Annotated in this window: 20 protein-coding genes; 6 read left to right on the plus strand and 14 right to left on the minus strand. The window is 72.9% G+C overall.

Annotation, left to right across the window (positions count from 1 at the left end):
• Positions 1 to 33: 33 nt before the first annotated feature.
• From HLV61_RS12095 to HLV61_RS12110, 4 genes are all read right to left on the minus strand, one after another.
• Positions 34 to 468 carry an acyltransferase gene (locus HLV61_RS12095; RefSeq protein WP_369255670.1) on the minus strand — a complete coding sequence of 145 codons (435 nt, stop codon included), beginning with the start codon at positions 466 to 468 and terminating at the stop codon, positions 34 to 36.
• A 65-nt stretch (positions 469 to 533) separates the two neighbouring features.
• On the minus strand, positions 534 to 2,036 hold the full coding sequence (locus HLV61_RS12100) for a lipopolysaccharide biosynthesis protein (protein ID WP_369255672.1): 1,503 nt from the start codon (positions 2,034 to 2,036) through the stop codon (positions 534 to 536).
• Complete coding sequence (locus HLV61_RS12105) at positions 2,033 to 2,899, minus strand: glycosyltransferase (protein WP_369255674.1); 867 nt, start codon at positions 2,897 to 2,899, stop codon at positions 2,033 to 2,035. The genes HLV61_RS12100 and HLV61_RS12105 overlap by 4 nt, the downstream gene beginning before the upstream one ends.
• Before the next feature lie 56 nt (positions 2,900 to 2,955).
• Positions 2,956 to 3,942 carry a glycosyltransferase gene (locus HLV61_RS12110; RefSeq protein WP_369255676.1) on the minus strand — a complete coding sequence of 329 codons (987 nt, stop codon included), beginning with the start codon at positions 3,940 to 3,942 and terminating at the stop codon, positions 2,956 to 2,958.
• Between the two features lie 20 nt (positions 3,943 to 3,962).
• Between HLV61_RS12110 and HLV61_RS12115 the strand changes: the two genes are divergently transcribed.
• Together HLV61_RS12115 and HLV61_RS12120 are read left to right on the plus strand one after the other, a co-directional pair.
• Complete coding sequence (locus HLV61_RS12115) at positions 3,963 to 5,375, plus strand: glycoside hydrolase family 5 protein (RefSeq protein WP_369255678.1); 1,413 nt, start codon at positions 3,963 to 3,965, stop codon at positions 5,373 to 5,375.
• Positions 5,376 to 5,501: 126 nt separating this feature from the next.
• The gene (locus tag HLV61_RS12120) at positions 5,502 to 7,010 is read left to right on the plus strand and encodes an O-antigen ligase family protein (protein ID WP_369255680.1); all 1,509 of its coding nucleotides are present in this window, start codon (positions 5,502 to 5,504) and stop codon (positions 7,008 to 7,010) included.
• A 25-nt stretch (positions 7,011 to 7,035) separates the two neighbouring features.
• On the opposite strand, the gene HLV61_RS12125 is transcribed toward HLV61_RS12120, so the two are convergent.
• The 4 genes from HLV61_RS12125 to HLV61_RS12140 form a co-directional block, all read right to left on the minus strand.
• Positions 7,036 to 8,142: a glycosyltransferase family 4 protein gene (locus HLV61_RS12125; protein WP_369255682.1), complete on the minus strand. Its 1,107-nt coding sequence runs from the start codon at positions 8,140 to 8,142 to the stop codon at positions 7,036 to 7,038.
• A gap of 162 nt (positions 8,143 to 8,304) precedes the next feature.
• On the minus strand, positions 8,305 to 9,363 hold the full coding sequence (locus HLV61_RS12130) for an acyltransferase family protein (RefSeq protein WP_369255684.1): 1,059 nt from the start codon (positions 9,361 to 9,363) through the stop codon (positions 8,305 to 8,307).
• 357 nt (positions 9,364 to 9,720) lie between these two features.
• The gene (gene galE, locus HLV61_RS12135; protein WP_369255686.1) at positions 9,721 to 10,722 is read right to left on the minus strand and encodes a UDP-glucose 4-epimerase GalE; all 1,002 of its coding nucleotides are present in this window, start codon (positions 10,720 to 10,722) and stop codon (positions 9,721 to 9,723) included.
• Positions 10,723 to 10,928: 206 nt separating this feature from the next.
• Positions 10,929 to 11,585, minus strand: a complete 657-nt coding sequence (locus tag HLV61_RS12140) for a TVP38/TMEM64 family protein (RefSeq protein WP_369255687.1) — start codon at positions 11,583 to 11,585, stop codon at positions 10,929 to 10,931.
• 93 nt (positions 11,586 to 11,678) lie between these two features.
• Here HLV61_RS12140 and HLV61_RS12145 point away from each other — a divergent pair, with 93 nt between their 5' ends.
• The 4 genes from HLV61_RS12145 to HLV61_RS12160 all read left to right on the plus strand — a co-directional run bounded on the left by HLV61_RS12145 (position 11,679) and on the right by HLV61_RS12160 (position 17,225).
• Positions 11,679 to 12,893 (plus strand): glycoside hydrolase family 3 N-terminal domain-containing protein, encoded by a 1,215-nt coding sequence (locus HLV61_RS12145; RefSeq protein WP_369255689.1) that lies wholly within the window; start codon positions 11,679 to 11,681, stop codon positions 12,891 to 12,893.
• A 167-nt stretch (positions 12,894 to 13,060) separates the two neighbouring features.
• Complete coding sequence (locus tag HLV61_RS12150) at positions 13,061 to 13,873, plus strand: hypothetical protein (RefSeq protein ID WP_369255691.1); 813 nt, start codon at positions 13,061 to 13,063, stop codon at positions 13,871 to 13,873.
• 440 nt (positions 13,874 to 14,313) lie between these two features.
• Complete coding sequence (locus HLV61_RS12155; RefSeq protein ID WP_369255693.1) at positions 14,314 to 16,368, plus strand: SpoIIE family protein phosphatase; 2,055 nt, start codon at positions 14,314 to 14,316, stop codon at positions 16,366 to 16,368.
• A 32-nt stretch (positions 16,369 to 16,400) separates the two neighbouring features.
• Positions 16,401 to 17,225, plus strand: a complete 825-nt coding sequence (locus HLV61_RS12160; RefSeq protein WP_369255695.1) for an SDR family oxidoreductase — start codon at positions 16,401 to 16,403, stop codon at positions 17,223 to 17,225.
• 39 nt (positions 17,226 to 17,264) lie between these two features.
• On the opposite strand, the gene HLV61_RS12165 is transcribed toward HLV61_RS12160, so the two are convergent.
• From HLV61_RS12165 to HLV61_RS12190, 6 genes are all read right to left on the minus strand, one after another.
• Positions 17,265 to 18,569 (minus strand): sugar transferase, encoded by a 1,305-nt coding sequence (locus HLV61_RS12165; RefSeq protein WP_369255697.1) that lies wholly within the window; start codon positions 18,567 to 18,569, stop codon positions 17,265 to 17,267.
• Between the two features lie 825 nt (positions 18,570 to 19,394).
• Positions 19,395 to 20,732 carry a DUF4910 domain-containing protein gene (locus tag HLV61_RS12170; protein ID WP_369255699.1) on the minus strand — a complete coding sequence of 446 codons (1,338 nt, stop codon included), beginning with the start codon at positions 20,730 to 20,732 and terminating at the stop codon, positions 19,395 to 19,397.
• A 4-nt stretch (positions 20,733 to 20,736) separates the two neighbouring features.
• Positions 20,737 to 21,747, minus strand: a complete 1,011-nt coding sequence (locus HLV61_RS12175) for an NAD-dependent epimerase/dehydratase family protein (protein ID WP_369255701.1) — start codon at positions 21,745 to 21,747, stop codon at positions 20,737 to 20,739.
• A 56-nt stretch (positions 21,748 to 21,803) separates the two neighbouring features.
• Positions 21,804 to 23,171 (minus strand): glutamate-1-semialdehyde 2,1-aminomutase, encoded by a 1,368-nt coding sequence (locus HLV61_RS12180; protein ID WP_369255703.1) that lies wholly within the window; start codon positions 23,169 to 23,171, stop codon positions 21,804 to 21,806.
• Positions 23,168 to 23,818, minus strand: a complete 651-nt coding sequence (locus tag HLV61_RS12185; protein ID WP_369255705.1) for a PIG-L deacetylase family protein — start codon at positions 23,816 to 23,818, stop codon at positions 23,168 to 23,170. Before HLV61_RS12185 ends, HLV61_RS12180 begins: the two co-directional genes overlap by 4 nt.
• Before the next feature lie 15 nt (positions 23,819 to 23,833).
• Positions 23,834 to 24,679, minus strand: coding sequence for a sugar phosphate nucleotidyltransferase (locus tag HLV61_RS12190; protein WP_369255707.1), 846 nt, complete (start codon positions 24,677 to 24,679; stop codon positions 23,834 to 23,836).
• Positions 24,680 to 24,684: the final 5 nt, after the last annotated feature.

Consider the following 24,684-nt stretch of genomic DNA (forward strand, 5'->3'; position numbering starts at 1 on the left):
ACACAGTCGGTGAGACCCGTCGTCCTCCATGGCTCACGGACGGTCCCGTGGCGCCGCTGCCGAGCCCTCGTCCTTCGGTGGCCGGGAAAGCCGCTTCGCCGGCACCCCACCCCAGACCTCGAAGGGCGGTACGGCCTCGCGGACGACTGCTCCTGCCGCGACGACGGCTCCCTCACCGACCGTCACACCGGGCAGCAGGCAGGCACCGGCACCGATCCACGCTCCCCGGCCGACGGACACGGAGCGGGCACCCACCGCCGGCACGACCCCGCGTCCATCCCTGTCGTGTTCCGACGTCAGGAACATGACACGGGGACCCACGTGGGCCCCCTCGCCGATCCGGATCGGGGCGTTCACGTCGAAGTAGCACTGCCTGTTGACGAACGCCCCGGCGCCGATCTCGATGTCCGGTCCGCCGAAGAAGCACCCCGTGTGGATGTTCTTGGTCCGTGTCCGCACCCCGGCCACGCGGAGGACCACCGCCCGGACCAGCCGAGGGAGCGGGAGGGACGCCATGAACAACAGGAGGCGTCTCACGTGCGGTTCCCCGACGTCCTGAGCAGCGGACCTCTGACGGCGGCCGCACCGAGGCACAGCACTGCGAGGTAGACGGTCCCGCCGAGGAGGACCGACCACAGGTCGGTCAGCGAGCCGGCCACGAGGAACGCGGTTCCCGCCGCCAGTCCACAGAGGGTGGTGAGGATGCACGAGGTGGAGACGATCTGGCGTACGACCGACGCCCCGAAGCGACGGCGGGTGACGAGCATGTAGTAGACCTCCGAGAGGACGGCAGCGACGAGGACCGCGACTGCGGCTCCGGGGAGCCCCGCCGCGTACAGGCCGAGGGTGACGCCCAGCAGATGGGCTGCACACGCCACCAGGGTCGGCCCCACGTACGTCCAGGGTTCCCCACGGGCATTGCCCACCACCTGGGGAGCCGTGTGGGCACTGCCGATGGCAGTGGCCAGGGCCAGGGCCACCACCAGGGGGACCGTGCCGTCGAGACCAGCGCCCAGCCACAGTGACACCAGCGGTGGAGCGAATGCCGTCAGGAAGGCGCCGGCCACGATGGTGAGCGCGAGCAGTGCCAGTGATGCCCGACTCATCGCCTGCCGGACACGCGCTGGCGTGGCGGCCGCGATGTTGGGGAGCAACGGCTCGGTCAACCAGCTCTGGGCCTGACGGAGTGCTCCCTGCACCCGGACGGCTGCGGAGAAGGCGGTCGCTGCCGTGTTGCCGGCGATCGCACCGGCGATGACGACCGGCAGCTGCACGGTGGCGGTCAACAGCAGTCCCAGGGAGAAGGCCCGCAGCCCGAAGTGCAACAGCGACGCGAGAGCGCGTCCGGACGCGCGTCCGCCGCTGGTCCGTGCCACACCGGTGTACCGCCCGCCGAGCACGGCGGCGAGCACTCCCGGCAGGCCGAAGGTGACCGCCTCCACGACCGCGACCGCGACGATCCCACCGTCCACCGCGAGGACGACCGCGAGCCCGCCCAGCCGCAGCACCAGCGCGAGGACCTGGAAGGCCCGGTCGGGGCCGAAGAGCTGGGCCGCGTACAGCCGCGCCTGTCCCCAGCGGCCCAGCAGCGCCGGGACCAGACCCCCGAGGACGGCCACGAGGACGAGATCGGTCCCACGCGGTCCGAAGGCCCCGCTGGCGGCCATCGGCAAGCCGAGGCCCAGGGCCACGACGGCGAGGACCGACGACCAGCACCCGAAGGCGAGCAGCGCGGTCCGGCTGAGATCGGCGTGGGACGTCCCGTCCGGCTCGGCCGCCAGTCGCTGGACCAAGGCCGGCCCCAGACCGAGGTCCGCCACGAGGACCACCTGGAGCAGGGCCATCCACACGGCCCAGTCGCCGTAGCCCTCCGCTCCCACCGCCGCGAGCGCGAGGGGGAGCGCCACGATCTGACCGGCGATGTTGGCCAGGCCCCCGGCCGCGTTGAACAGGACGTTGCGCCCGAGCAGTCCGCGACCCGGTCCGGTCGCGGGGACACCGGCCGGCTCCTCGCTGACGGGGACCGCGCCGCTCATGCGCGGGGGATGGACGACCCCAGGTGGTCCCGGAGCTCTCGAAGGGCCTCCTCCTGCTCACCCATCCGCGTGGCGAGGACACGATCAGCCCGTTGGACGAGCAGACGCTCGTCCCGCAGACACTCGCGGACAGCAGCCGCGATGGCAGCAGCGGTGAGGTCGGTGTAGACCGCGCTGTCCTCGTGGAACTCCCTCAGGACGGGCTCGTCCGAGGTGACCAGCGGGCGGAGTCTCATGAGGGCCTCGTACCCGGCGCGCTGCATGGTGTGCGGCCGCGTCGTCAGGGCGAGGACCACGTTCGCCCGACCCATGAGCCGCCAGAACTCCTCGTCGGACACGTACCCCGTCAACCGGACGTTGGGGGGCAGCTCCAGATCGGCCGGCGCGCGACCGGTCACCCACCACCGTGTGTCGGGCAGCGCTCGGGCGGCATCGATGATCGCGTCGACGGGCTCGTCGGACGCGAAGCTGAGCGGACACATCACGTTGCGCTCGCCCGGTGACCCGGGGCCCGGGTCGCGCGACAACACGTCGTGTACCTGGAAGGCGCGAACCCCCCGGCGGCGACTCTCGTCGGCCAGGTGGCCGTTGGTGACGATGACGGCGTGGCGGCGGGCCAGCCGGAGAGTGAGCCGGAGGGCCCAGGACCATCTCGGGTCGTTGAAGACACCCGTGTGGAGATCGGCGACGACGCGCGATCCCCGTCGACGCCCCAGGAGCGTCGTGATCAGCGCCGGCAGCGGCGGCAGCATCACGACGACGGACTGCGGGCGCTCGTGCCGGAGGACCGAGATCGTCCGGACGGCCTGGTCGACGTACCGCCGGGGTGCGGAGCGCTCCCGGTTCCCGGCCACGACGTCCACCGTCCGCAACCCGAGTGCAGGGGCCAGCCCGTGGCTCCTGCCGTGCTCGACCCAGCTCAGGAAGACCACGGGGACATCCCATCGGTCGAGGTGATCATCGTGCCGGAAGCCTCTCTCATCGTCTGGCTGTCGAGCTCGTCCGCCTCCCGGACGTGCGCGAGGCCGCGTCGCTCGAGGAGTTGCGCCAGCTCCGCCTGGTGGTCGTCGACGTGCTCCCCGCGCGCACGGCGCCGCGGTACGACGACCGGGGAGATCCCGATCCGCAGCAGGTCGAGGACCGTCCCGGCCCCGGCGTGCGTCACGACGACGTCGGATGCCCGGGCGTGCTCCATGAGCTCGGCCGGCGCGAGCTCCTCGACGACCTGACCCGGCAGACCACGTCGCGTCGTGGAGCCGAGCTGCCAGGTCGTCCGCTCGTCGGCCAGTCCCGTCTCCAGTACCGAATCGATGAGCGCGTCGAAGCGGTAGGGCCGGATGGTGCCGACCGTGACCAGGAGACGCGGCCTCGGCGAAGGCGGTCGGCGTCCGACGATGAACTGGTCGAGCAGCCCGCCCTCGTACCGCCACGGTCGGCGTGCCGCTTCCGGGTAGGGAGCCCGCAGGTCGGCGAGTCCCGACCACTGGACGAGGCGACCGGTGAGGGAAGGCCGGGTCACCCGCGCGATGCTCTCGATGTACAGCCTGGCCACGCGGACGCGCCGAGCGGCGACGAAGGCGGGGACGGCGATGCCGGCGCCGGTGCTCACCACGCCCGTCAACCAGGGGCGGTCGCGGAGCACCGCGCCGAGCCGCGATCGGGCTCGGATGGCGCCCTCGAGGTCCCGGGGACCCACGTACGGCAGGAACTCGATGTCCGCTCCGTCCAGCAGGGCACGGCTCTGGGGCGTGTCGAACGTGACCCAGGTGTTCGAGCCGGACAGGCGCAGGCGGTCCACCCATGCGCGCAACTCGGTGAGGTGTCCTCCCGTGGACGCCACCAGCAGGAGCGGATCGGACGACTGCAGGCCCGCCTCCGGCCAGAGCCGCGACAGTGGTGACGTCACCAGGGCCCACCGTCGGGCACGTGCGGGTCGTCCGGGCCCGGGCGTCGGCATCCGCTGTCGTCCTGCGCCGCGAACGAGAGGATGACCTGCGACGGCGCCCGCACGGAGCGGAGACTAACCCGGTGCCGATTCGTCGAACCGTGGGAACGGAGACGGGTCACCTGTCGGGGTCAGACAGATGGGGGACCGAGGACGTCCACGGCGGCAGGGCCCCCGGCCCGTCGTCGCCCGCTGTCGAGTCGACCGGATCCAGGGCGGCGGGTCCGCTCGTGACCCGACGTCGACTGCTCTCCGGCGGCACCGTGATCGCCGTCGGGCTCGGACTGGCGGCGGCCTCGGCTCCGCGGACGGTCCTGGGACGCCAGGTCTGTGCGGCCGGCGAGGCACGGGGATGGTTCCGCGGGGTCTGCTCGGCCGGCGGCGAGTGGGGCTCGCTCCCGACTCAGATGGCGACGACCGAGTACGGGAGGGACTGGCGGTACGACTCCCAGGAGACCTTCGACTTCCTGGCCTCACGCGGCCACCGCGTGATCAGGCTCGTCTTCCTGTGGGAGCGGGTGCAGCCTCGACTCGGGGTCGACCTCGACCCCGCGCTGTTGGCGCACCTGTCGGCCGCGGTCGACCGGATACGGGCCGCCGGGATGACGGCGATCCTCGACATGCACAACTACGGCCGGTACCGCCTGCCCCCGACCCACGTGGAGCACGTCCTCGGGCAGGGCGTCGTGACGGCGGACCACCTCGCCGACGTGTGGGGCCGACTCGCGGAGGTCTTCTCCTCGAACCCGGGCGTCCACGGCTATGGGTTGATGAACGAGCCCTGGGACCTGGCATCCGGGACGCCGCCGGAGCGGGACGCCTCCTGGTGGCACGCTTCTCAGCAGACCGTCGACGCCATCCGCGCGACCGGTGATCGAACGCTCGTCTGCGTGGCCGGACACACCGTCTCGAGCGCTCGCAGACCATGGGACCGGAGGCACCCTGGCCCCTGGATCCGGGACTCGGCTGACAACCAGGTCTACGAGGAGCACCTGTACGCGGATGCCGACGGCTCGGGCACCTACCAGCGCAGCCTCGCGGAGGAGACCGCTCTGGCGGTCAGGGAGGGGTACGACGACGTGACCGGCCGCACCCTCGCTGCGGTCCGACCCTTCATCGACTGGTGCCACCGTCACCGGGTCCGTGGCTACATCGGCGAGTTCGGGGTGCCGACCACGGGACCGGACGCCCGTGGATGGGCGGAGGTCGCCGAGGCGGTGCTGGACCTGGCGGACCGGACCCACACCCACCTCACCTGGTGGGCGACCGGGGAGTTGTTCGGAGATTACCGTCTGGCGCCGTACGTCCCCTCCCGCAGCGGATCACCCGTCGACGTCGTCCGCTCCCCGGTGGCCTCGGTCCTCGAGGCCCACCCGAGCCGTGGTTGCAGGTGACCGAGCGGCCCGGCGTCCGCGCAGGTGCCGCATCGGTCGGCCGACGGCGCGCGTGCCGCCGCGGAAGGCGTGTCCCGCCGAACTGACCGTACGATCCCGAGCAGGCGCGAAGGAGGACCGACGAGCGTGAGCCGAGGATCCGCGTTCGTCACCGTCGCCTCGACGCTGGCCGCCGCGACCACCGGACTGTCCCTCGCCATGGGATGGACGCAACTGGTCCTGGCGCTGTTGCTCGTCGCCAGCCTCCCCTTCCTGTACGAGGGACTCGTCCGGGCTCGACTGACGATCGAGCAAGGGCTCCTCCTGACCCTCGTCGTCGTGGCGTTCGCGCCGCTACCCGTATCGGTGCCCGGAGGGGTCTCCTTCGCCGGCAACACGTTGGACTGGGCCAGTCTCGTGTGCCTCGTCGCGGTCGGCCTCTGGCTGCTCCGGGCGCAGGCCGGGTCCCGGGGCCTGCTGTGGTCGGTGGCCGCAGTCTTCTCGGTCGCCGCGTTCTCGGCAGTGGGGTTCGTCAACGGCGCCGATGTGGCCTACTGGTGGCGCGACGTCCGCGGGCTCCTCCACCTGGCCGTGGCAGCCGTGCTCGTGTACCGGACCCGAGGGCCGCGGCAGCTCCGCCTGCTCCTCCACACGTCCGGCGTCATCGTCTCGGTCACCGCGGTCGGTGTGGTCCTCGCCGCGCTCGGGGTGCAGGTCTTCGCGTTCCGCGCCGAGTCAGCGGCGCTCTACGTCGGCCAGGCCAGCGAGGTGTACTCCTCCACCCGCGTGATCGCACCGGCCGGGGTCATGGCCGGGGCACTCGGCGGTGTGCTCATCGCCTGCCTGCTCATGGGCTGGGCCCGCACCCTCGGTCGGCCGCCCTGCCGGGTACGACTGTGGACGGGCGTCGGCTACCTCGTGGCCAGCCTGGTCGTCGTGGCGCTCAGCTTCACCCGCGGCTACTTCGTCGTCCTCGTCGTCATCTCCCTCGCCAGCCTGGCACCCGCAGCATCTCGTGGCTGGGTCGCCGTCCGGGCGGTCGCGGTGTGCACGGGCGTGGGAGTCGTCGGTGTGGCCGTGACCAGTCTCAGGGGCTGGTTCCCCGGCCCGCTCGTGGCCTTCGTCGACGGAGCCGTCGAGGCCTTCAGCGGCCGGGTACTCGCCGGGCTGCAACCCGGGACGATCAGTGCGGACACGAGTACGACATGGCGTTTCCGGGAGACGAGCGAAGCGCTCGATGCCTTCTCCGAGAACTGGCTCGTCGGCGTCGGGTTCGGGGCTCCGTACCGGCAGATCCTGCCCGGTGAGGTCTTCGAGGGGCGGGAGGGCCTCACCTACATCCACAGCAGCTACATCTGGATCCTCACCAAGGTCGGCCTCCTCGGTTCCCTCCTGGTCCTGTGGCTCCTGGTGCTGTGGATGCGCGCCTTGACGCGGCAGTCCGGCCGCCCACCCGCGGCGACCGGACTGCTCGGCTTCGCGATGCTGGCGCTCGCGGCGCAGATGCTCACGTCCCCGACCCCGTTCGAGATCGAGAACTCCGTCCTCGTCGGTGTCCTGGTCGGCCTCACGATGGCGACGTCACGTCCGGCACGGTCGACCGTCGGCGCCGGCATCGACACGCACACTCCTGTCACGTCGGCTGTCCGCGGCTGAGCGGCTCCGCCACCGGAGCCGCGGATCACGGTGTCCGTCGCCGGCCTCGACCCCGTCGGGCGGTCAGACGCTCACGGTAGAAGTGCTCGAAGCGGCGGCACACCGCAGCCGTCGTGTACTCCGTCATGACCAGATGCCGACCCCGCTCACCGACGTCCTCGCGGAGGTCGCGGTCGGAGAGGACGAGACACAGCGCACCGGCCAGTGCCCTCGGGTCCTCCACCGGGACCAGCAGCCGTTCATCGAGCCGGCCGAGCACCTCCTCGGCGGAGCCGACCCGCGTGGACACGACGGGCAGTCCGGCCGCCAGTGCCTCGAGCAGGACCAACTGGGCTGCCTCGGCCCGTGAGGCGACGGCCACCACGTCCGCGTCGGCCAGGACGTCGTGGATGCGATCACTCCAGGGCAGCACCCGCACGCGGTCTCCCACCCCCAACTCGTCGGCCAGCCCCTCCAGCCAGTCGCTGTCCTCCGGGGATCGAGCCCCCACCACGTGCGCGACGGCGTCCGGAACGAGCCTCAGGGCCTGCAGCAGTACGTCGAAGCCCTTCTGCGCGGTGAAACGCCCGACGCTGACCACGACCGGAGGCCCCTTACGGGCGCGCCCCGTCAGGCTCGCGCGGGGTACGTCCACACCGTTCGGCACCACGGTCAGGTGTTCCCGATCGAGTCCGGTCTCCCTCGCCAGGAGGTCGGCCGCGGCCGCGCTCACGACCACGTGGCCATCCGCCCGTCGGGAGAGGACGCGCTTGACGACCCGGTAGACGCGGCGGCGGAAGGGGGTCGGCAGGTGTTCGTGCAGGACCACGACAGGCCGCCGGTACGTCAGCAGTGCCAGCTGGGCGTGCCAGGAGGCCAACGGCCAGGTCAGGTTGACGTGGACGACGTCGGGAGAGCTCCGGGCGATCGCACGGCGCAGGCGGATGACGGAGCCGAGGTCCCACCGCGGCCCCGACGGGACCGCCAGCCAGGGGACGTCCGGGCGGGCGGACGCGACGTGGGCGCAGACCTCCTCCGAGACGCCGATCACGACGACCTCCCACTCGGTGGACAAGCCGCCGAGCAGGGTCCGCAGGACCTGCTCCGCGCCTCCTGAGCCGACCGCGTCTGAGTACACCAGCAGTCGAGGCATGAGCTCCTCACGGGACGGTTCCGGCACGCGTGGCCGGCCGACCCTCGGCGAGGTCACCGGTCGACCAGCATTCTGTCCGCCCCCCGTCGCCGATCACGACCTGACGGGCCACGCCCCGCTCACTCGGTACATCGACGAGGACATCGCCGACGCCGCGGGTGACTACTCCTTCTCCCGGAGGGACTCCGGTGGGGCCTCGTCGTCGGCACGCAGGACAAGGTGGGGGTCGGCGAGTGCGACTGATCCTCCGCTCCCACGGAGCAACTGGTTCGCTGGTCGCTCCACCAGCAGGTGGAGCGCCACCGCAGCCACCCCACTCACCAGGAGGACCACCGCGGCCTCGCCCCAGGGGGGCAGGTCGAGCCGGGGAGGCAGGTTGAGGATGACCGTCTCGTGCACGAGGTACAGAGCGAACGACACCTCTCCGGCGAAGACCATCGGCACGCTCCGGAGCCAGCCACCCACGGGCCTGGTGTCCCGTTCGACGGCGCACAGGAGCACGAGGAGGAAGGGGCCGGCCAGTACGACGTTGGGCAACGGGAACGGGACGACGGTGGCCAGGAGTGCCCCCGCACCGAGCGTGACGCAGGCGACGCTCACGGGGACGCGGGGACGCCACCCTCCACGGAGCGCGAGGCCTGCGACGAGCCCGAGCAGGAACTCGCCGTAGCGGGCGAGGGGGAGGTGGTAAGCGAGGAGCGGAGCCATCAGCCCCACGAGCGCGCTTCCCGCCAGGAGGAGACACGCCAGTGCCCACTGCCATCGCCTGTCGAGTCGATCCATCCAGACGACGACGACCGGGAACGTCGCGTAGAAGAACGCCTCACAGGCCAGCGACCACGAGACCCCGTTGAACGCGAACGCGGTGGAGGTGTCCAGCCACCACGCCTGCACGAGGAGGAGGTTGGGGACGACCTCCTCCCACGCCCTCGTCACGGCGACCACCGGGACGATCGAGACGACGGCGAGCATCACGACGTGGCTCGGCCAGACCCGGGCGAAGCGTCGCCGGTAGAAGGTCCGGGCCGGCAGTCCCGGTGACGTACCCCAGGCCAGGACGAGACCCGACAGGATGAAGAAGAAGCCGACCCCGACGTAGCCGATCGAGGCGAGGCCGGGGAGGAAGAGCACGTCCCGCACACTGAGGTGGAACCCCAGGACGACCAGGGCCGCGAATATCCGCAAGGAGGTCAAGCGCGGCAGGGCGGTCGGCCTAGGCACGACGGCCGACGCTACGTGACACCGAACCGTCCGGAACCCCGCTGGTCGCGGGACTCGTGCGGCAGCACGTCTCCGCAGTCGTGGGACGGCGGAGCGGGAGGAGGACCGTCAGCCGCATGGCGCTCCCGTGACCGGCACGTCCTCGGCGAAGGTCCCCGCCTCCGCTGCTCGACGGCCCCGCTCCGTGCGCGGCTGCGAACCGCCGCCGCACGTCCGAGGCAGCACGGCCACGGCTGGGTGACGCACGACGTCCACCCGGGGCCGCCTCGACATCGGTCGACCACCACTCGGTGGCGCGGTCGACCGTCCACCGGCCGGTCGAGACGGATGCCGCGTCCCGGGCACGGGTCGGACGGCCTACCCACGGCCGGCGGTCTCGACGCCTGCCGCAGCCGCCACCCAGCCCTCCCACGCCGACTGCACCATGGCCTGGACGCCCGAACGCGCCCGCCAACCGATCGCGTCGTGGATCCGGTCCGCCGACGCGACGACGCGGGGCGGGTCGCCCGCGCGGCGCGGCTCCACCACGGGCTGCGCCCAGTCCTCGGTCGCGGTCCCCGTGACGTCCCTGATGACGGAGACCATCTCCTGTACCGAGACCCCCTCACCACGACCGATGTTCGCGGTGAGTCCGCCGACCTGCCCCAGGCCGAGCGCCCGAGCAGCGGCCACGTGAGCGGACGCGACGTCGGCCACGTGGATGAAGTCACGCACGCACGTGCCGTCCGGGGTGTCGTAGTCGTCACCGAAGATCCGCGGCGGTTGCCGCGCTGCGAGTCGCCGGAAGACCATCGGGACGAGGTTCGACACCCCACGGTCGGCCAGCACGGGTTCGGCCGCACCGGCGACGTTGAAGTAGCGCAGGTTCGCGTAGCGCAGGCCGGTGGCAGCCGCCACCTCCTCGATCATCCGCTCACCGACCCACTTGGTCTGGCCGTACGGGTTGACCGGCCGGCAGTCCATGTCCTCCTCGACCAGGTCGACGTCCAGGGCCCCGTAGACCGCGGCACTGGAGGAGAAGACGAACGAGGTCACGCCGGCATCTGAGACCGCCTCGAGCAACACCCGCAGGCCTTCGACGTTCTGCCGGTAGTAGTACAACGGCCGCCGCACCGACTCCTCGACCTGCTTCTTGGCCGCGATGTGCACGACGCCGTCCACGCCGTGCTCACGGATGGCCCGCCGGACGGCTCCGGCATCGAGGAGGTCTCCGGTGATCACCGGGACTCCCTCGGGCACCCGTCTGGGATCACCGCTCGAGAAGTCGTCCAGGACGACGACCGACTCCCCGTCTTCTCGCATCGAGGTGACCACGTGTCCCCCGATGTATCCAGCGCCCCCGGTGACGAGCCACGTCATGCCCGCACCATAGGGCGATTGCGCAGGTTCGACCCGTCATGTGACAGCGAGCGGATGGCCACGACGCACCGGCTCAGTCGTGCGGCGGCTCGAGCCCACGGGCGACGCAGGCGTCCACCAGCGCATCGCTGCTGGATCGCGGGAACACTCCCGCGCACCAGGACCAGACGTCGTCGCGTCGCTGGAGCCGGCGTCCACGGGACCGGTCAGCCCGCCACCGTCCGCGCGCGGCACCGCCACACCAGACCCGTCACCGCGCCCACGGCCACGGACAGCACGGCCAGCACCACCGGTGACCCGGCGCGCGCGGCCCACGCCGTCAGCCCCGGCACCGAGGCGCCGACGCCCACCTGCAGCACCGTCGCGGGCAGCAGACCGAGCGCGGTAGCTGCGGCATAGCTGCCGAAGGGCACGGCCGACAGCCCCGCCGCGTGACTCAGCACGCTGAACGGCACCACCGGCAGCAGGCGCCCGGCGAGGACGGCGAGGAACCCGCGGCCGGCCACCGCCCGGTCGACCGCCGCCAGCCGCGGGCCGGCCAGCCGGACGGCGGTCTCGCGGCCGAGGGACCGGGACAGACCGAAGGCCGCCAGCGCGCCGAGCATGCCGCCGGCCAGGGACACCGCGAGCCCCGTCCAGAACCCCAGGACGACGCCGAGCAGCACGCACAGCGCCGTCCGCGGCACCGGCCCGACCAGCAGGGCGCCCTTGGCGAGGGCCAGCAGCACCAGCCCCGCCGCCCCGGCACCGGCCACCCAGCGACGCACCGCGGCGACGTCCGGGAGCTCGACGGTCAGGGCGACTACGGTCCCGACGGCGAGGACGGCGAGCAGCACGCCCGCCCTCAGCCACGCCGTCCGCACCGGCCCATGGTGCCGTGCGGAGGAACCTCGCCCGGGTCGGCCCACCGGGGCCACCGCCGCCGACGCCGCCTCCCCGCGGCACCGAGGAGCTCCATGCGCCCGTCCGTCCGGTCCCGCCCGGCCGCCCTGCTCGCGCTGCTCTGCCTGCTGTCCGGCTGCTCCGATGCGGCGGCGGCCGCGTCCCCCCGCACGCAGGCAGGCACCTCCCCGGCGGCGCCGGCCACGACGAGCCCGTCCGCGTCGCCACCCGCCCCGGTCGAGCAGCAGGTGGACGCGGCCCTCGCCGGCATGGACCGCCGGGCGGAGGTCGCCCAGCTGTTCGTCGTCGGCGTGACCCTCGACGACCTCTCCCCCGGCGACGACCTGGTCGACGGCGGCGTCGGCGGCGTCTTCCTCGCCGGCCGATCACGGGACCCCGCCCCGGCCCTCGCCGACGTCACCTCCCGCTGGGCCGACGCCGCACCGGGTCCGCGGCCCTGGGTCGCCGCCGACCAGGAGGGCGGCCAGGTGCAGGCGCTGCAGGGCCCCGGCTTCGACCGGCTGCCGGCCGCGGACGAGCAGGGGCAGCTCGCGCCCGACCGGCTCGCCACGCTCGCCGGCACCCTCGGCGCCCAGCTCGCCTCGGCCGGGGTGACCCTCGACCTCGCGCCGGTCGCCGACGTCGTCCCGGCCGGCACCGAGGCGGCCAACGACCCGATCGGCGCCTTCGGCCGCCAGTACGGCGGCACCGCGGCCGACGTCGTGCCCGACGTGCGCGCGGTGGTCGACGGGCTGGCCGCCCACGGCGTCACCGCGACGCTCAAGCACTTCCCCGGCCTGGGTCTGGTCGACGCCAACACCGACGAGGTCGCCGGCGTCACCGACCCGGTCACCACCGCCGTCAGCGAGCAGGTGACCGCCTTCGGCGAGCTGGCCCGCTCCGACGCCGATCCGTTCGTGATGGTCTCCTCGGCCACCTATCCGCGCCTGGACCCCGCGGCGCCGGCCACCTTCTCCCGGCGGGTGATCACCACGCTGCTGCGCGGTTTCCTCCGCTTCGACGGCGTCGTCGTCACCGACGACGTCGGCGCCGCCGCGACCTTCGCCGACGTCCCGCCCGGCGAGCGGGCGGTCCGCTTCCTCGAGGCCGGCGGCACGCTCGTGCTGACGCTGGACGCCGACGTGTACCCGGAGATGGTCGACGCCGTCCTCGCCCGCGCCGAGGCCGACCCGGGGTTCTCCGCCACCGTCGACGCCGCCGTCCGCACCGCCCTGACCGCCAAGGCCCGGAGCAGCCTGCTGGGGGGAGACCCGCGCGTGGTGCGTTGACCGCCCATCCGGCGGCACCGATGCTGGTCGGCCGGACGACGGGACGCCTCCGTCACGCGAGGACGGGGACCCGCACCACGAGCGACCAGTTCGGCCCGCAAGCGGCCCCGTGGCCGGCACCGCCCCCGCCGACGGCCGTCCGCCCCGGCACCACGACGGCCGCCGCGGTGCTCGCGTTCGTCGAGGCCGGGCTGCTGCTGCTCCTCGTCCTGATGGTCACGATCGCCTCGGTGGCCGACGACGTCCCCGGCGACGACGTCGGCATCGCCGTCCTGGTCACGCTGGCGGCCTGCTCGCTGGCCGGTCTGGACCTGCTCGGCGGCATCTCCCTGCTGCGCGGGACCGGCCGCACGGTGCTGGTGGTCACCTCGTGCGTCGAGGCCGGGCTGCTCGGCCTGCTGTTCCTGGTGGCGCTGGTCGACGTCAGCACCGGCGTCCCCGTCGACCCCGGTGGTGACGCCGTGGGCCTCGTGGTCGTGCTGCTCCTGCTCACCGTGCCGGTGGTGCGGCTGGTGCTGGTCCTCCAGCCGGCGGTGGCCGCCTGGGTCGCCGGCCGGCAGCGGGCGCGCACCGGCCCGCCGGTCTGGGCGCCACACCTCGGCCAGTGGGTCGCCGGGCCCCCTCCCACCTCGACCGCCGCCGCGGTGGCCACCCTCGTGCCCGTGGGCGTCCTCGCCGTGGTGGCCACGGTGGCGCTCGCGGTCGGCGGCTCCTCCACCGTGGTCGTCGACGACTTCGGCACCGGTCACACCGGCTCGGGGGTCCCCTCGGACCCGCCGTCTCCGGCCGATGCCGACTTCGACGTCCGGTTCGACGGCGACGCCCGGGACTGCCACGACGGCGACATGTCCGCCTGCGACGACCTCTACGCCGAGACGCCGGTGGGCGACCCGTACGAGGAGTACGGCTCCACCTGCGGCGGCCGGCTCGACGACGAGACCGACGGCGACTGCGTACGGATCCTCGGTCCGACCGACTGACCGGCCCGTCTCACGAAGCCCGGCGGCCAGCGGGCGACGCCACGTCCTCGCCGTCCTCGCGAGCCGGTAGCTGGCCCCGGAGCTCACGCCGGTCGGCCGCCTGGATCACCTTGCCCACGCTCACCGCCAGGAGGGTCCCGAGGACTCCCCACAGCACCAGCACCCACACCCACCACGGCACGTGTCCCCCAGCCGACGGACGGCCCCCGTGGTCTGGAGAGGGGATACCCGTAGAGCGGACGGCGAGACGTCGGGGAGGCATGTGATCTCCACTGGGTGCGTTGCACACAACAGACCAGCCGGGTAGACAGGGACGACCGCGTCTCCAGCCACCGGGACGGGATCAGCCGCGCGGGAGCGCGACCGGGAAGGGCACAGTGGGCGACGCACGACCGACCGGGCCGCTGGGCAGCGCCCCGGCCCGACACCCAGTCGACGAGATGGCCGCGTCGCTGCGCGGTGAGCTGGCGATGCAGGCCGCCGGGATCGGCACCTTCGACTGGGACCTCGTCACCGGCGAGCTCGACTGGGACGAGCGCCTCGTGGCACTGTTCGGCTACGACCACGCGTCCTTCGAGCGGACCATCGAGGGCTTCACCGCCCGGCTGCACCCCGACGACCGTGCCGAGGTCACCGCCGCACTGCAGACGGCCGTCGACGAGTGCGGCGACTTCAGTGCGCTCTACCGCATCTGTCTGCCCGGCGGCGCCCTCCGCTGGATCTCGGCCCAGGGCCGGGCACTGTGCGACCAGGACGGGGTGGCCGCCCGGGTCCTCGGCGCGGCCTACGACGTCACCGACCAGCGCGGCGAGGCCCTCGGCGTCGCCGAGGTCCTCGAGGCGATGCCGGCCGGTTTCTACTCGCTGAGCCCCGACTGGCGCTTCACGCACGTCAACGCCGAGGCCGAGCGGCTCCTGGGCGTCCGCCGCGAGGACGTGCTGGGCGAGGTCATCTGGGACGCCTTCCCCGCCGCCGTCAGCTCCCTGTTCGAGGAGGGGTACCGCCGCGCGGTGCTCACCCGCGAGCCGGTGTCCTTCGAGGCCCACTACCCCGCGCCGCTGGACGGCTGGTACGAGCTGCGCGCCTGGCCGACGGCCGACGGGCTGTCGGTCTACTTCATCGAGGTCACCGACCGGGTCCGCGCCCAGGAGGAGCTGCGCCGCGCCGCCGAGCGGACGCTCACCGTGGCGCGCATCAGCACCGAGCTGGCCGGGTCCATGGACGCCGACGTCGCCACCGGCCAGGTGCCGCGGATGGTGGTGCCCGCGCTCGCCGACGGCTGCATCGTCAGCGTCCTCGACGAGCACGGCCACACCCGCACCGTGAGCAGCTGGCACGCCGAGGAGGACTCCCGCGACCTCATGCAGCGCTACGCCCGGTCGCGCGCCGCCGCGCTCGCCGGCATCCCCGCGGTGAGCCGCGCACTGTCCAGCGGAGAGCCGCTGCAGCTGACCGGCGAGCAGGCCCTGTCCACCACCCCGGCCGGGGAGCCGCGCGAGCTGCTGTCCCGGCTGGCCCCCAGCGCGGCGCTGGCCCTCCCCCTGCGCGGGCGCAGCCACACCCTTGGCCTGGTGTCGCTGTTCTACACCGGCGGCCGGCTGCCGACCGCGGACGAGGTCGCCACCCTCCGCGACGTCGCCGAGCGCCTCGGCATGGCGCTGGACAACGCCCGCCTCTACGGCGCCCAGCGCCAGCTGGCCCTGCAGCTGCAGCACTCCATGCTCACCGCGCCGCCGGAGCCCGACCACGCCGAGATCGTCGTCCGCTACTTCCCCGCCGCGGAGGCGGCCGCCGTCGGTGGCGACTGGTACGACGCGTTCCTGCAGGCCGACGGCGCCACCACGCTGGTCATCGGCGACGTCGCCGGTCACGACTCCGCCGCCGCGGCGACCATGGGCCAGCTGCGCAGCCTCGTCCGCGGCATCGCGCTGAGCACCGGCGCGGGACCCGCCGCGGTGCTGAAGGACCTCGACCGCGCGATGGAGCTGCTGCGCTTCCGCACCCTCGCCACCGCCGCGGTCACCCGCTTCGAGCAGACGCCCGACGAGATCGCCGGCGGCACCACCCGGATGCGCTGGTCCAACGCCGGGCACACGCCGCCGATCCTGCTCACGCCCGGCGGCGACGTCCGGGTCCTCGCCACCGAGCGCGCCGACATGCTGCTCGGCGTCGACCCGGAGGCACCCCGGCGCGAGTCGGTGATCGAGCTCGAGCGGGGCTCGACCGTGCTGCTCTACACCGACGGCCTGGTGGAGCGCCGCGACTCCGACCTCGACGCCGGGACCGCCCGGCTCACCGAGGCACTGGCCGACCTCGGCGACCGGCCGCTGCAGGAGCTGTGCGACCTGCTCGTCCAGCACATGGTCGACGGCCGTCCCGACGACGACGTCGCGCTGGTCGCCGTCCGCCTGCACCCGCAGGACCGGCCCCGGCCGGCGGCCGCCGGACCGACGGTCGTGCCCGCCTCGGTGCCCGCGGACCCCGCCGGCGCCTGAGCGCGGCCCGTCCCGCACCTAGGGTCGGGCGGGTGATCGTCGTGACCGCCGCGGGCGGACCCACCGGCACCGCGGTCGTCCGGGCGCTGCGGGCGCGCGGCGAGCAGGTGCGCGCCGTCGTCGCCACCCCCGGTCCGCGGCCGGGGCTCGAGTCGCTGGGCGCCGAGGTCGTCGCCGCCGACCTCACCGGGGACCTCTCCCCCGTGCTGGCCGGCGCCGGCGCGCTGTACCTCGTCTGGCCGAACTTCGACCCGCGCGAGGAGGCCGGCGCGCCCGCCGTGCTGCGGGCCGCCGCGCGGGCCGGTGTGGCGCGGCTGGTCTACCACTCGGTGCTGCGGCCGCAGCTGCGGGCGATGCCGCACCACGCCGCCAAGGACCGCGTCGAGGAGGCGCTCGACGACGTCGTCGCCGGGACCGCCGCCCGCTGGCGGGTGCTGCAGCCGTGCGCCTACGCCGACAACCTCGACGACGCCGTCGCGGCCGCCCGGGAGTCCGGCGTGCTGCGCAGCGCGTGGGGCCTGGAGCGGGCGCAGTCCCTCGTCGACCTGCGCGACGTCGCCGAGGCCGCGGCCGTGCTGCTCACCGAGGACGGCCTGGACAGCGGCACCTTCGAGGCCGCCGGGCCGCAGGAGCTCACCGCTCCCGACGTCGCCGCGCTGCTCACCACCCACCTCGGTCGCGAGGTGACCGCCGTCGACGCCCCGGCGTCCCCCGACGAGGGCACCTACGCCGGCCGCTGCCTGGCGATGATGTTCGCGGAGTACCGGGCGCACGGGTTCACCGGCAGCCCGCGGGTGCTCACCGCGCTCCTCGGCCGCCCGCCACGCGCCTTCGCCGACCACCTCGCCGAGCGTTGACGACCTCCCCCGTACGGTCGCACCCGGCCTCGAGGAGGCTCAGCGACCGTGGGCGAGGAAGACCTCGGCGACGGTCCGGACCAGGATCTTGACGTCCAGCCACAGTGACCAGTTCTCGATGTAGTAGTTGTCGTGGCGCGCCCGGTCGGCGATCGAGGTGTCACCGCGCAGGCCGCTGACCTGGGCGAAGCCCGTGAGTCCGGCCCGGACGCGGTGCCGTTGCGCGTAGCGGTCGTAGGTGGCGGAGAACTGCTCGACGAAGTACGGGCGTTCCGGGCGGGGTCCCACCAGCGTCATGTCACCGCGCAGGATGTTCCACAGCTGCGGCAGCTCGTCCAGGGAGGTCCGGCGCAGCAGACGCCCCACCGGCCCGACCCGGTCGTCCGCCGCGATCGACCACGTGGTGCAGGACTCCCGGTCGTCGGCCGACCGCATGGTGCGCAACTTCAGGCACTCGAACAGCTCACCGTTCCCGCCCACCCGTGTCTGCCGGAACAGGACCCCGGGCCCACCCTCGATCCGCACCGCCAGCGCACAGAGGCCGATCACCGGAGCGAGCAGCACGAGCAGGACGCCCGAGACCACGACGTCGAAGGCCCGCTTGATCGCCCATGCCGGCCCGGTGAGGTTGGGAGTGCGGATCCGCATGACCGGTATCGAGCCGATCTGGTCGGACTGCCCGAGCTGGGTGTGGAAGTAGTGCATCCGAGGGACGACGAGCAGGTCGCAGTCGATGCAGGCCGGCGTGCGCACCGCGTCGAGCAGATCACGCTCGGAGAAGTCCCCGTCGCTGACCAGGAGGACGTCCGCCCGCGCCTCGGACACGACACGGTCCAGGTCGGCGATGCCGCCCAGTCGCGGGACGACGCTCTGCGCGTCGCAGTCGGCGGCGTCGTCGACGAAGCCGACCACCTGCAACCCGTACCGGGGGTGACGCTCCAGGACCTGTGCGAGCTCGGCGGAGAGCTCACCGCCGCCGATGAGGACGGTCTCGTGGACCGTGATGCGGCGCCGACGACTCCAGAGGATCACCTGGCTCGTGACGATCCGTCCCGCCACCACGAGACCGATGGCGGCCGCCGTGTGCGCGAGGAAGACCGTCACCGCCTCCGCCTGGTGCCGCAGGGCGATCACCGTCGCCACCGCAGCGGTGGCGGTCAGCAGCCGGCCGAGCAGGTCGGGGAGGTCGTCCAGGACGCTGAGGTGCAGACGCGCCCTGTAGCGGGTGAACCGGCACAACATCAGCAGGGAGAGTCCGGTCATCGTCAGGGTGGCCCGCACGTGCTGCGTCGTCCACAGGATCGGCGCCAGGAGGAAGAGGGCGTCGACGGGCAGCACGAGCATCCACGCCCGGATGCTGCGGAGCCGCGCCCGCAGCGTGCCGGCCCGAGGCCGGCCGGCGGCGTGCTGCCGGCGCGCCGGTGCGTGCGGTCCCTCCGGACGGACGAGCGGCGGCTCCGGGTCAGCAGGGCCGCGCGGGACGGGGACCCTGGATCTCGGTCGCTCCAGCGACACGGACCGCGTCGACGTGGAATCGGCTCGCTCGGTCATGAGACCCATCCGGCACCCCCGTGTGCTCAGGGCACGGCTGCGGTCCCTGCCGCCGGAGCGACACGGGCCGACGGCGTCGCCCCATCCCATCGGGTCTTCGCAGCGATGAAATGGTGACCCGATGGCGCGCCAACAGTGCAGGAAAGGAGTCGGTGACGCAATGGCAGCGATTACGCCGGGGAAACAATCACCAGTTGCTACGCTGCCCGCGCGGATAGTGAGCCCGACAGGACGGAAATGGACATCGCCGAGTGCACAGGGCGACGACAGGACGCCGCGACACCCGGGGCCGCGCTCTTCGCCGCACCCTGCGTGCCCGTGACGGCTGGTGGGGTGCCCGGTCCGGTGCCGTCAGGGCCCCGGGAGTCCAGGGTCACCGACCGTGGGAGTCGGGCGACCACGACGTGGAGAATTGGACACCTGAAGTGTCGAGACTCGCTTGACCCGCAATTGTTCCGCACATTCCGTAGTGCTCTCCTCACCTCTCGGGGAGGTCGTCAGGAGAACGGTGCGATGTCGCACTGCCGGTAGGGGAGCGGTCACGGAGCAGAGAGCCGACCGCCCTGGGTCCGGTGTCGTCGGTCGGGCGGTGATGACGCCGGGGCGTCCCGGGACGGGTCATCCAGTCCCGGTCTGGCGCGCGGCGGTCAGCAACCCGGCAGCCTCGAGCCGCGCGGCGGCACGACGCAGGTCCGCGAAGTCCACGCCGGCCACCGCTGCGGTGTCGAGCAGCGACGTGCTCCCGTCGGAGTAGCCCAGCACCCAGAGCATCGCCATGACCGCGTCGGTGGCCTGCCGGCCCCCCGTCGTCGGGTAGAGACCCCGCTTGCCCAACTGGGGCTCACCGTGCGGGCTCAGGTTCCGGTAGCGCTCGTCGTTCTCCAGGACGTCGAGGATCTCGAGCACGGCGAGGTACGCCTCCGCCAGCTCGGCGGGCTTCACGAACGACAGGTCGTCCGCGGAGGTGTGGTACTCGGGGTACTCCCCGTGCGGCGTGCGTGACAGCCGCCCGACCGGCAGGTCGAAGCCGACGGCGTTGAACTGCCGCTCGTCGTAGCCGTAGGGCGAGTAGTCGCGGACCTCGCCACCTCGCCGTGCGACGACGTGGGCGGCCGCGCCGTCGACGTCCCGCGTCCCACGGCGTGTGCGCTTGTAGACGAGGGGGCCGGGCCCGCCCAGGCCCGTGACGACGAGCCCGTGCCGGATGCGGGGCAGGACGCGGGGGTTGCGGCTGAGCCAGGTGATCGAGCCGATCGTCCCCGGCGCGAAGAGGAAGCGGTAGGTGTACCGCCGGGACGGCAGTGCCGCCAACGTCCGGGCCACCTCCACCGCGACGGCGATCCCGGCGAGGTTGTCGTTCGCCAGGGAGGGATGGCACAGGTGGGCGCTGATCATGACCTCGTCGGGGTTGTCGCCCGGCACCACCAGCTCGCCGTAGGTCAGCTCCCCCGGCTCGATGGTCGTGTCGACGACGACGTCGTACGGTCCCTCGTCCATCGAGCGCAGCCGGCTCTCCGGGAGGCAGAACCCCCAGTCCCGGCTGTAGTACGTCGTCCGGTAGGGGATCCAGTCCGGCTGGTCCGGCAGCGTGTGGAGATGGGGGAGGAGCTCGCTCAACGTCATCGTGGCGTGCACCGGGACGCTGTAGCTGACGAGGTGCAGGTTGTGCCGGCGGAAGTCGACCACACGACGACCGCGTCGGTCGGCGATGTACGCGTCGCGCACGTTCCACTCGTCCGGGACCGTCCAGTCGAATGCCTGCGTACCCGACGGGACTCCGTGGCGCTCGACGTCGAGGGACTCCGCGAGGACGTCCAGCGTCGCCCGCACGCCGTCCCCCGTGATGCTGCGGCAGATGGGGTAGAGCCGGTCCATCGCCGCGTGCATCGTCTCACCCACCGCGAGGAGGTCCTGCTCCCCCGAGCGGAGCGCGTCCACCTGACGGGCGAGGCTCATCGGGTCACGTCCTCGAGCGGAGCAGGTCGTCGAGCACTCCGGCGGCCCGGAGCCGGTTCACGCGGTGCAGGCGTACGTAACGCTCGCCCTCGAAGTCCTCGGCCGTCAGGCCGATGCGCTCCATGTCCCCCGCGAGTTGCTCGATGCCGTCCCGCACCGTCCACCCGGGGCGGAAGGCGGGCAGCTGCCGGTTGATCTTCGTGAAGTCCACCCGGTAGTCCCGCCTGTCGGCACCTGCGCCCTCGGCGAAGGTCACGGGCGCGTCGAAGACGTCGGCCACGGCCGTGGCGACGTCCCGGATCTGGACGACGTCCTCGTCCCTGCCGACGTTGAACGCCTGGTCGTGGACGAGCTCGCGGGGGGCGTCCAGCACTGCCAGGAAGGCCCGAGAGATGTCCTGGACGTGCACGAGGGGCCGCCACGGGCTGCCGTCGCTCTGCAGCCGGACCTCCCCCCTGGTGAACGCGGTGCCGGTCAGGTTGTTCACGACGATGTCGGCACGCAGCCGGGGCGAGGACCCGTAGGCGGTCGCGTTCCGGAGGTAGGTCGGGCTGAAGTCGTCGTCGGCGAGGAGTCCGATGTCCCGCTCGGCCCGGACCTTGCTCTCGCCGTAGGGCGTCACCGGGTTGAAGGGGCTGTCCTCGGAGACCGCGCCGTCACCGGCCGCCCCGTAGAGCGAGCAGGAGGAGGAGAACAGGAACCGCTGCACCCCCGCCGCCTTGGCCTGGCGGGCCACGTGGGCGGCGCCCGCCGCGTTGACGGAGTAGGTGGCCTCCGGGTTCAGGTGCCCCACCGGGTCGTTGGAGACGGCGGCGAGGTGGACCACCGCGTCGAAGCCCGCCAGGTCGTCGGGAGCGAGGTCCCGGACGTCGCCGGTGCGGGAGGTGTAGTCCTGCGGCGGCTCCCCGAAGTCACAGCCGTCGTACCACCCGGCGTCGAGCCCTCCGACCTCGTGCCCGGCCTGCATCAGCAGGGGCACGAGGACCGCCCCGATGTAGCCACGGTCGCCGGTCACCAGAACACGCATCGAACACCCCGTTCTCGAGTCGTCCACGACGGATGGTCGGACCGTCAGCCCGTCACCGGCCCCGGGATCCGCCGGGGCTCCGCGAACCGCCGCAGGGCCGGTGCAACCGGGCGGCCGTGGAGCAGCGCGTCGCAGGAGCCGGCGTCCAGCGCCTTCGCGTACGCCGTGAGCGCCCCGCCCACGGCCTCGACCGTCCGGTCGACGTCTTCGTCGGTGTGTGCCGCCGAGACGACGAACGACTGCCCGAGGACGCCGCGGTGCAGCATCTCCTGGAGGAACAGCGTCCGGAACTCCTGCGAGGGTCGCCCCAGGTGGTCGCGCGTCACGAACACCTGGCACGACGGCCGGCCGACGACGGCGAAGGCGTCGGCGATCCCCAGCGAGGCCGCCACTGCGTTCGCGCCCTCGGCGAGCCGGCGGCCCCGCTCCTCCATGACGCCGACGACGTCGACCTGCCGGTAGGCCTCGGCCACCGCCAGGTAGGCAGCGAGCCCGGTCGTCTCGGGCCCGTGGGTGGTGGACAGGAGGAAGGTCCTGGGGCCGGCCGTCCGCAGGCCGCCGAGCTCCATCAGCTCGCGCCGGCCCGCGAGAGCCGAGACGGCGAACCCGTTGCCGAGCGCCTTGCCCCACGTGGACAGGTCGGGGGTCGTGCCGTAGACCGCCTGGGCGCCCCGCCGGGACCAGCGCATGCCCGTGATGATCTCGTCGAACACCAGGACGAACCCGTCACGGTCGGCCAGGGCCCGCAGCCCCTCGAGGAACCCCGGCTCCGGCTCGGCCGTGCCCGTCGCGGCCTCCAGGAGCACGCACGCGATCCGTCCGGGGTGCCGCTCCAGCAGCCTCTCGACCGAGCCCAGGTCGTTGTAGTCGAACCCGACGGTGAGGTCGCGCTGGGAGTCCGGGATCCCGGCGTCCATCTCGGTGGTGCCGATGAACCAGTCGTCGGTGGAGAAGAACGGCTGCGACCGGCAGAGGGCCACCAGGTCACGGCCCGTCGCCGCACGGGCCAGCCTGACCGCGGCGGTCGTCGCGTCTGAGCCGTTCTTGGCGAACTTGACCATCTCCGCCCCGGGCACCTGCTCGAGGAACGCCTCGGCCGCCCGCAGCTCGTACACGGACGGCCGGCTGAAGCTGACCCCCGTCCGCGCTGCCTCGACCACCGCCTCGACGACGGGTGCGTAGGCGTGGCCGAGTGTCACCGACCGGAGCCCCATGCCGTACTCGACGTACCAGTTCCCGTCCACGTCCTGCACGTGCGCGCCGAGGCCGCGGGCGATGACCGGCGCCATGCCCTCGGGGTACTGGTCGGCCCCCCGGGCGTAGGTGTGCGCGCCGCCGGGCACCAGTTCGTGGAGCCGCTGCTGCGCGGCGTTCGACGCCGTGAACGTCCGGTCACCCCCCCAGGAGGTCATCCGGTACCGCCTGCACCGAGGTCCAGGAGCAGCTTGCGGCACAGGAACCCCTCCGCGTAACGCGCCCTGCTCTCGACGCCCCGCAGGCGCATGACCCCGGAGAAGAACTCGTCGTCCCACCAGTCCCGCTCCGCTTGCGAGGGGAAGCAGCGGGAGAGCAGCTCCACCTTGCGCCGCGCGTGGTCCTCGGTCAGGGGGACGTAGACGTCCGGCGAGCGGGAGTCCCCGTCCCACTTGGGTATCTCGTAGTGGAGGATCAGCGCGTCCCGCCAGACGGTGCTGACGAGCTGCCCCAGCAGGCGGTGGTCCTGGTGGGCGTCGTCGGCCCGCGGTGCCATGACGACGGCCGGCTGGTGCTCCGCCGCCGCCTCCTCGAGGGCCTCCTTGACGGCGCCCCAGTGCGCGGGCAGCCGCCCGTCGGGGAGGTCGAGTGCCCGGACCGCGGCGCCGGGGAAGAACTCCGGGAGCGCCGCCTCGGCCTCCTTCCTCCGCTCCGGGCTGCCCGTCAGGACCAGCCCGGCGACGGTCGTCGCGGGCCGGTCCCCGAGACGCAGGAGGGTGCCGCCGCAGCCGATCTCGATGTCGTCCGGGTGGGCACCGACGCACAGGACGTCGAGCCGGCCCCCGGGAGGCGCCAGGCCGATCACGACGTGCTCGTGGGGCTACTTGGCAGCGAGGCCACTGGGCTCCTCCACCATGACGGGGAAGACCGGGCGGCCGGGCTCCACGGGCCGGTCACGCCAGACCGCCCACGGGCTGACCCCGGTCCGGTACTGCTCCTCGAGGGCCGTCCGCTCCTTCAGCGTGTCCATGGGCGCCCAGAAGCCGTCGTAGGCGGTGGCGTACAGCTTGCCGTCCGCGGCGGCCCGCACGAAGCCGTCCATGACCAGGTCGTCGCCCTCGTCGAGGTAGTCGAAGATGCCCTGCCGCAGCACGAAGTAGCCGCCGTTGATCCGCATGGACATGTCCGCGACCGGCACGAGTCCGGTCACCCGGTTCCCGCCGCAGATCTCCACGACGTGGAAGGAGTCCTGGGGCTTGACCGCCAGCAGGTTCGCCACCGCGTCCCTGGTCTCGAACTCGGCGATCAGGTCGTTCATCGGGGCGTCGGTGAGCACGTCGCCGTAGTTGGCGAGGAACACCTCGTCGTCCTCGAGGTACGGCCGCACCCGGCGCAGCCGCTCCCCGATCGCCGTGGAGACGCCCGTGTCGATGAAGGTGATGGTCCAGTCGCTGATGTCGGTGGCCAGCATCTCCACGTGACTGCCGCCCTTGGTGAGCACGAAGTCGTTGGAGCTGGTCTCCCGGTAGTCGAGGAAGTAGTCCTTGACCGCGGACGCGCCGTAACCCAGGCACAGGATGAACTCCGTGTGCCCGAAGTGCGCGTAGTAGCGCATCACGTGCCACAGCACCGGCCGGCTGCCGATGGGCATCATCGGCTTCGGCAGGGACTCCGGTCCGGTCCGGATCCGCATGCCCAGCCCGCCACAGAAGATGACGACCTTCATGATGA

The sequence above is a fragment of the Geodermatophilus amargosae genome, from assembly GCF_041028265.1.
Classification (GTDB): Bacteria; Actinomycetota; Actinomycetes; order Mycobacteriales; family Geodermatophilaceae; genus Geodermatophilus; species Geodermatophilus amargosae_A.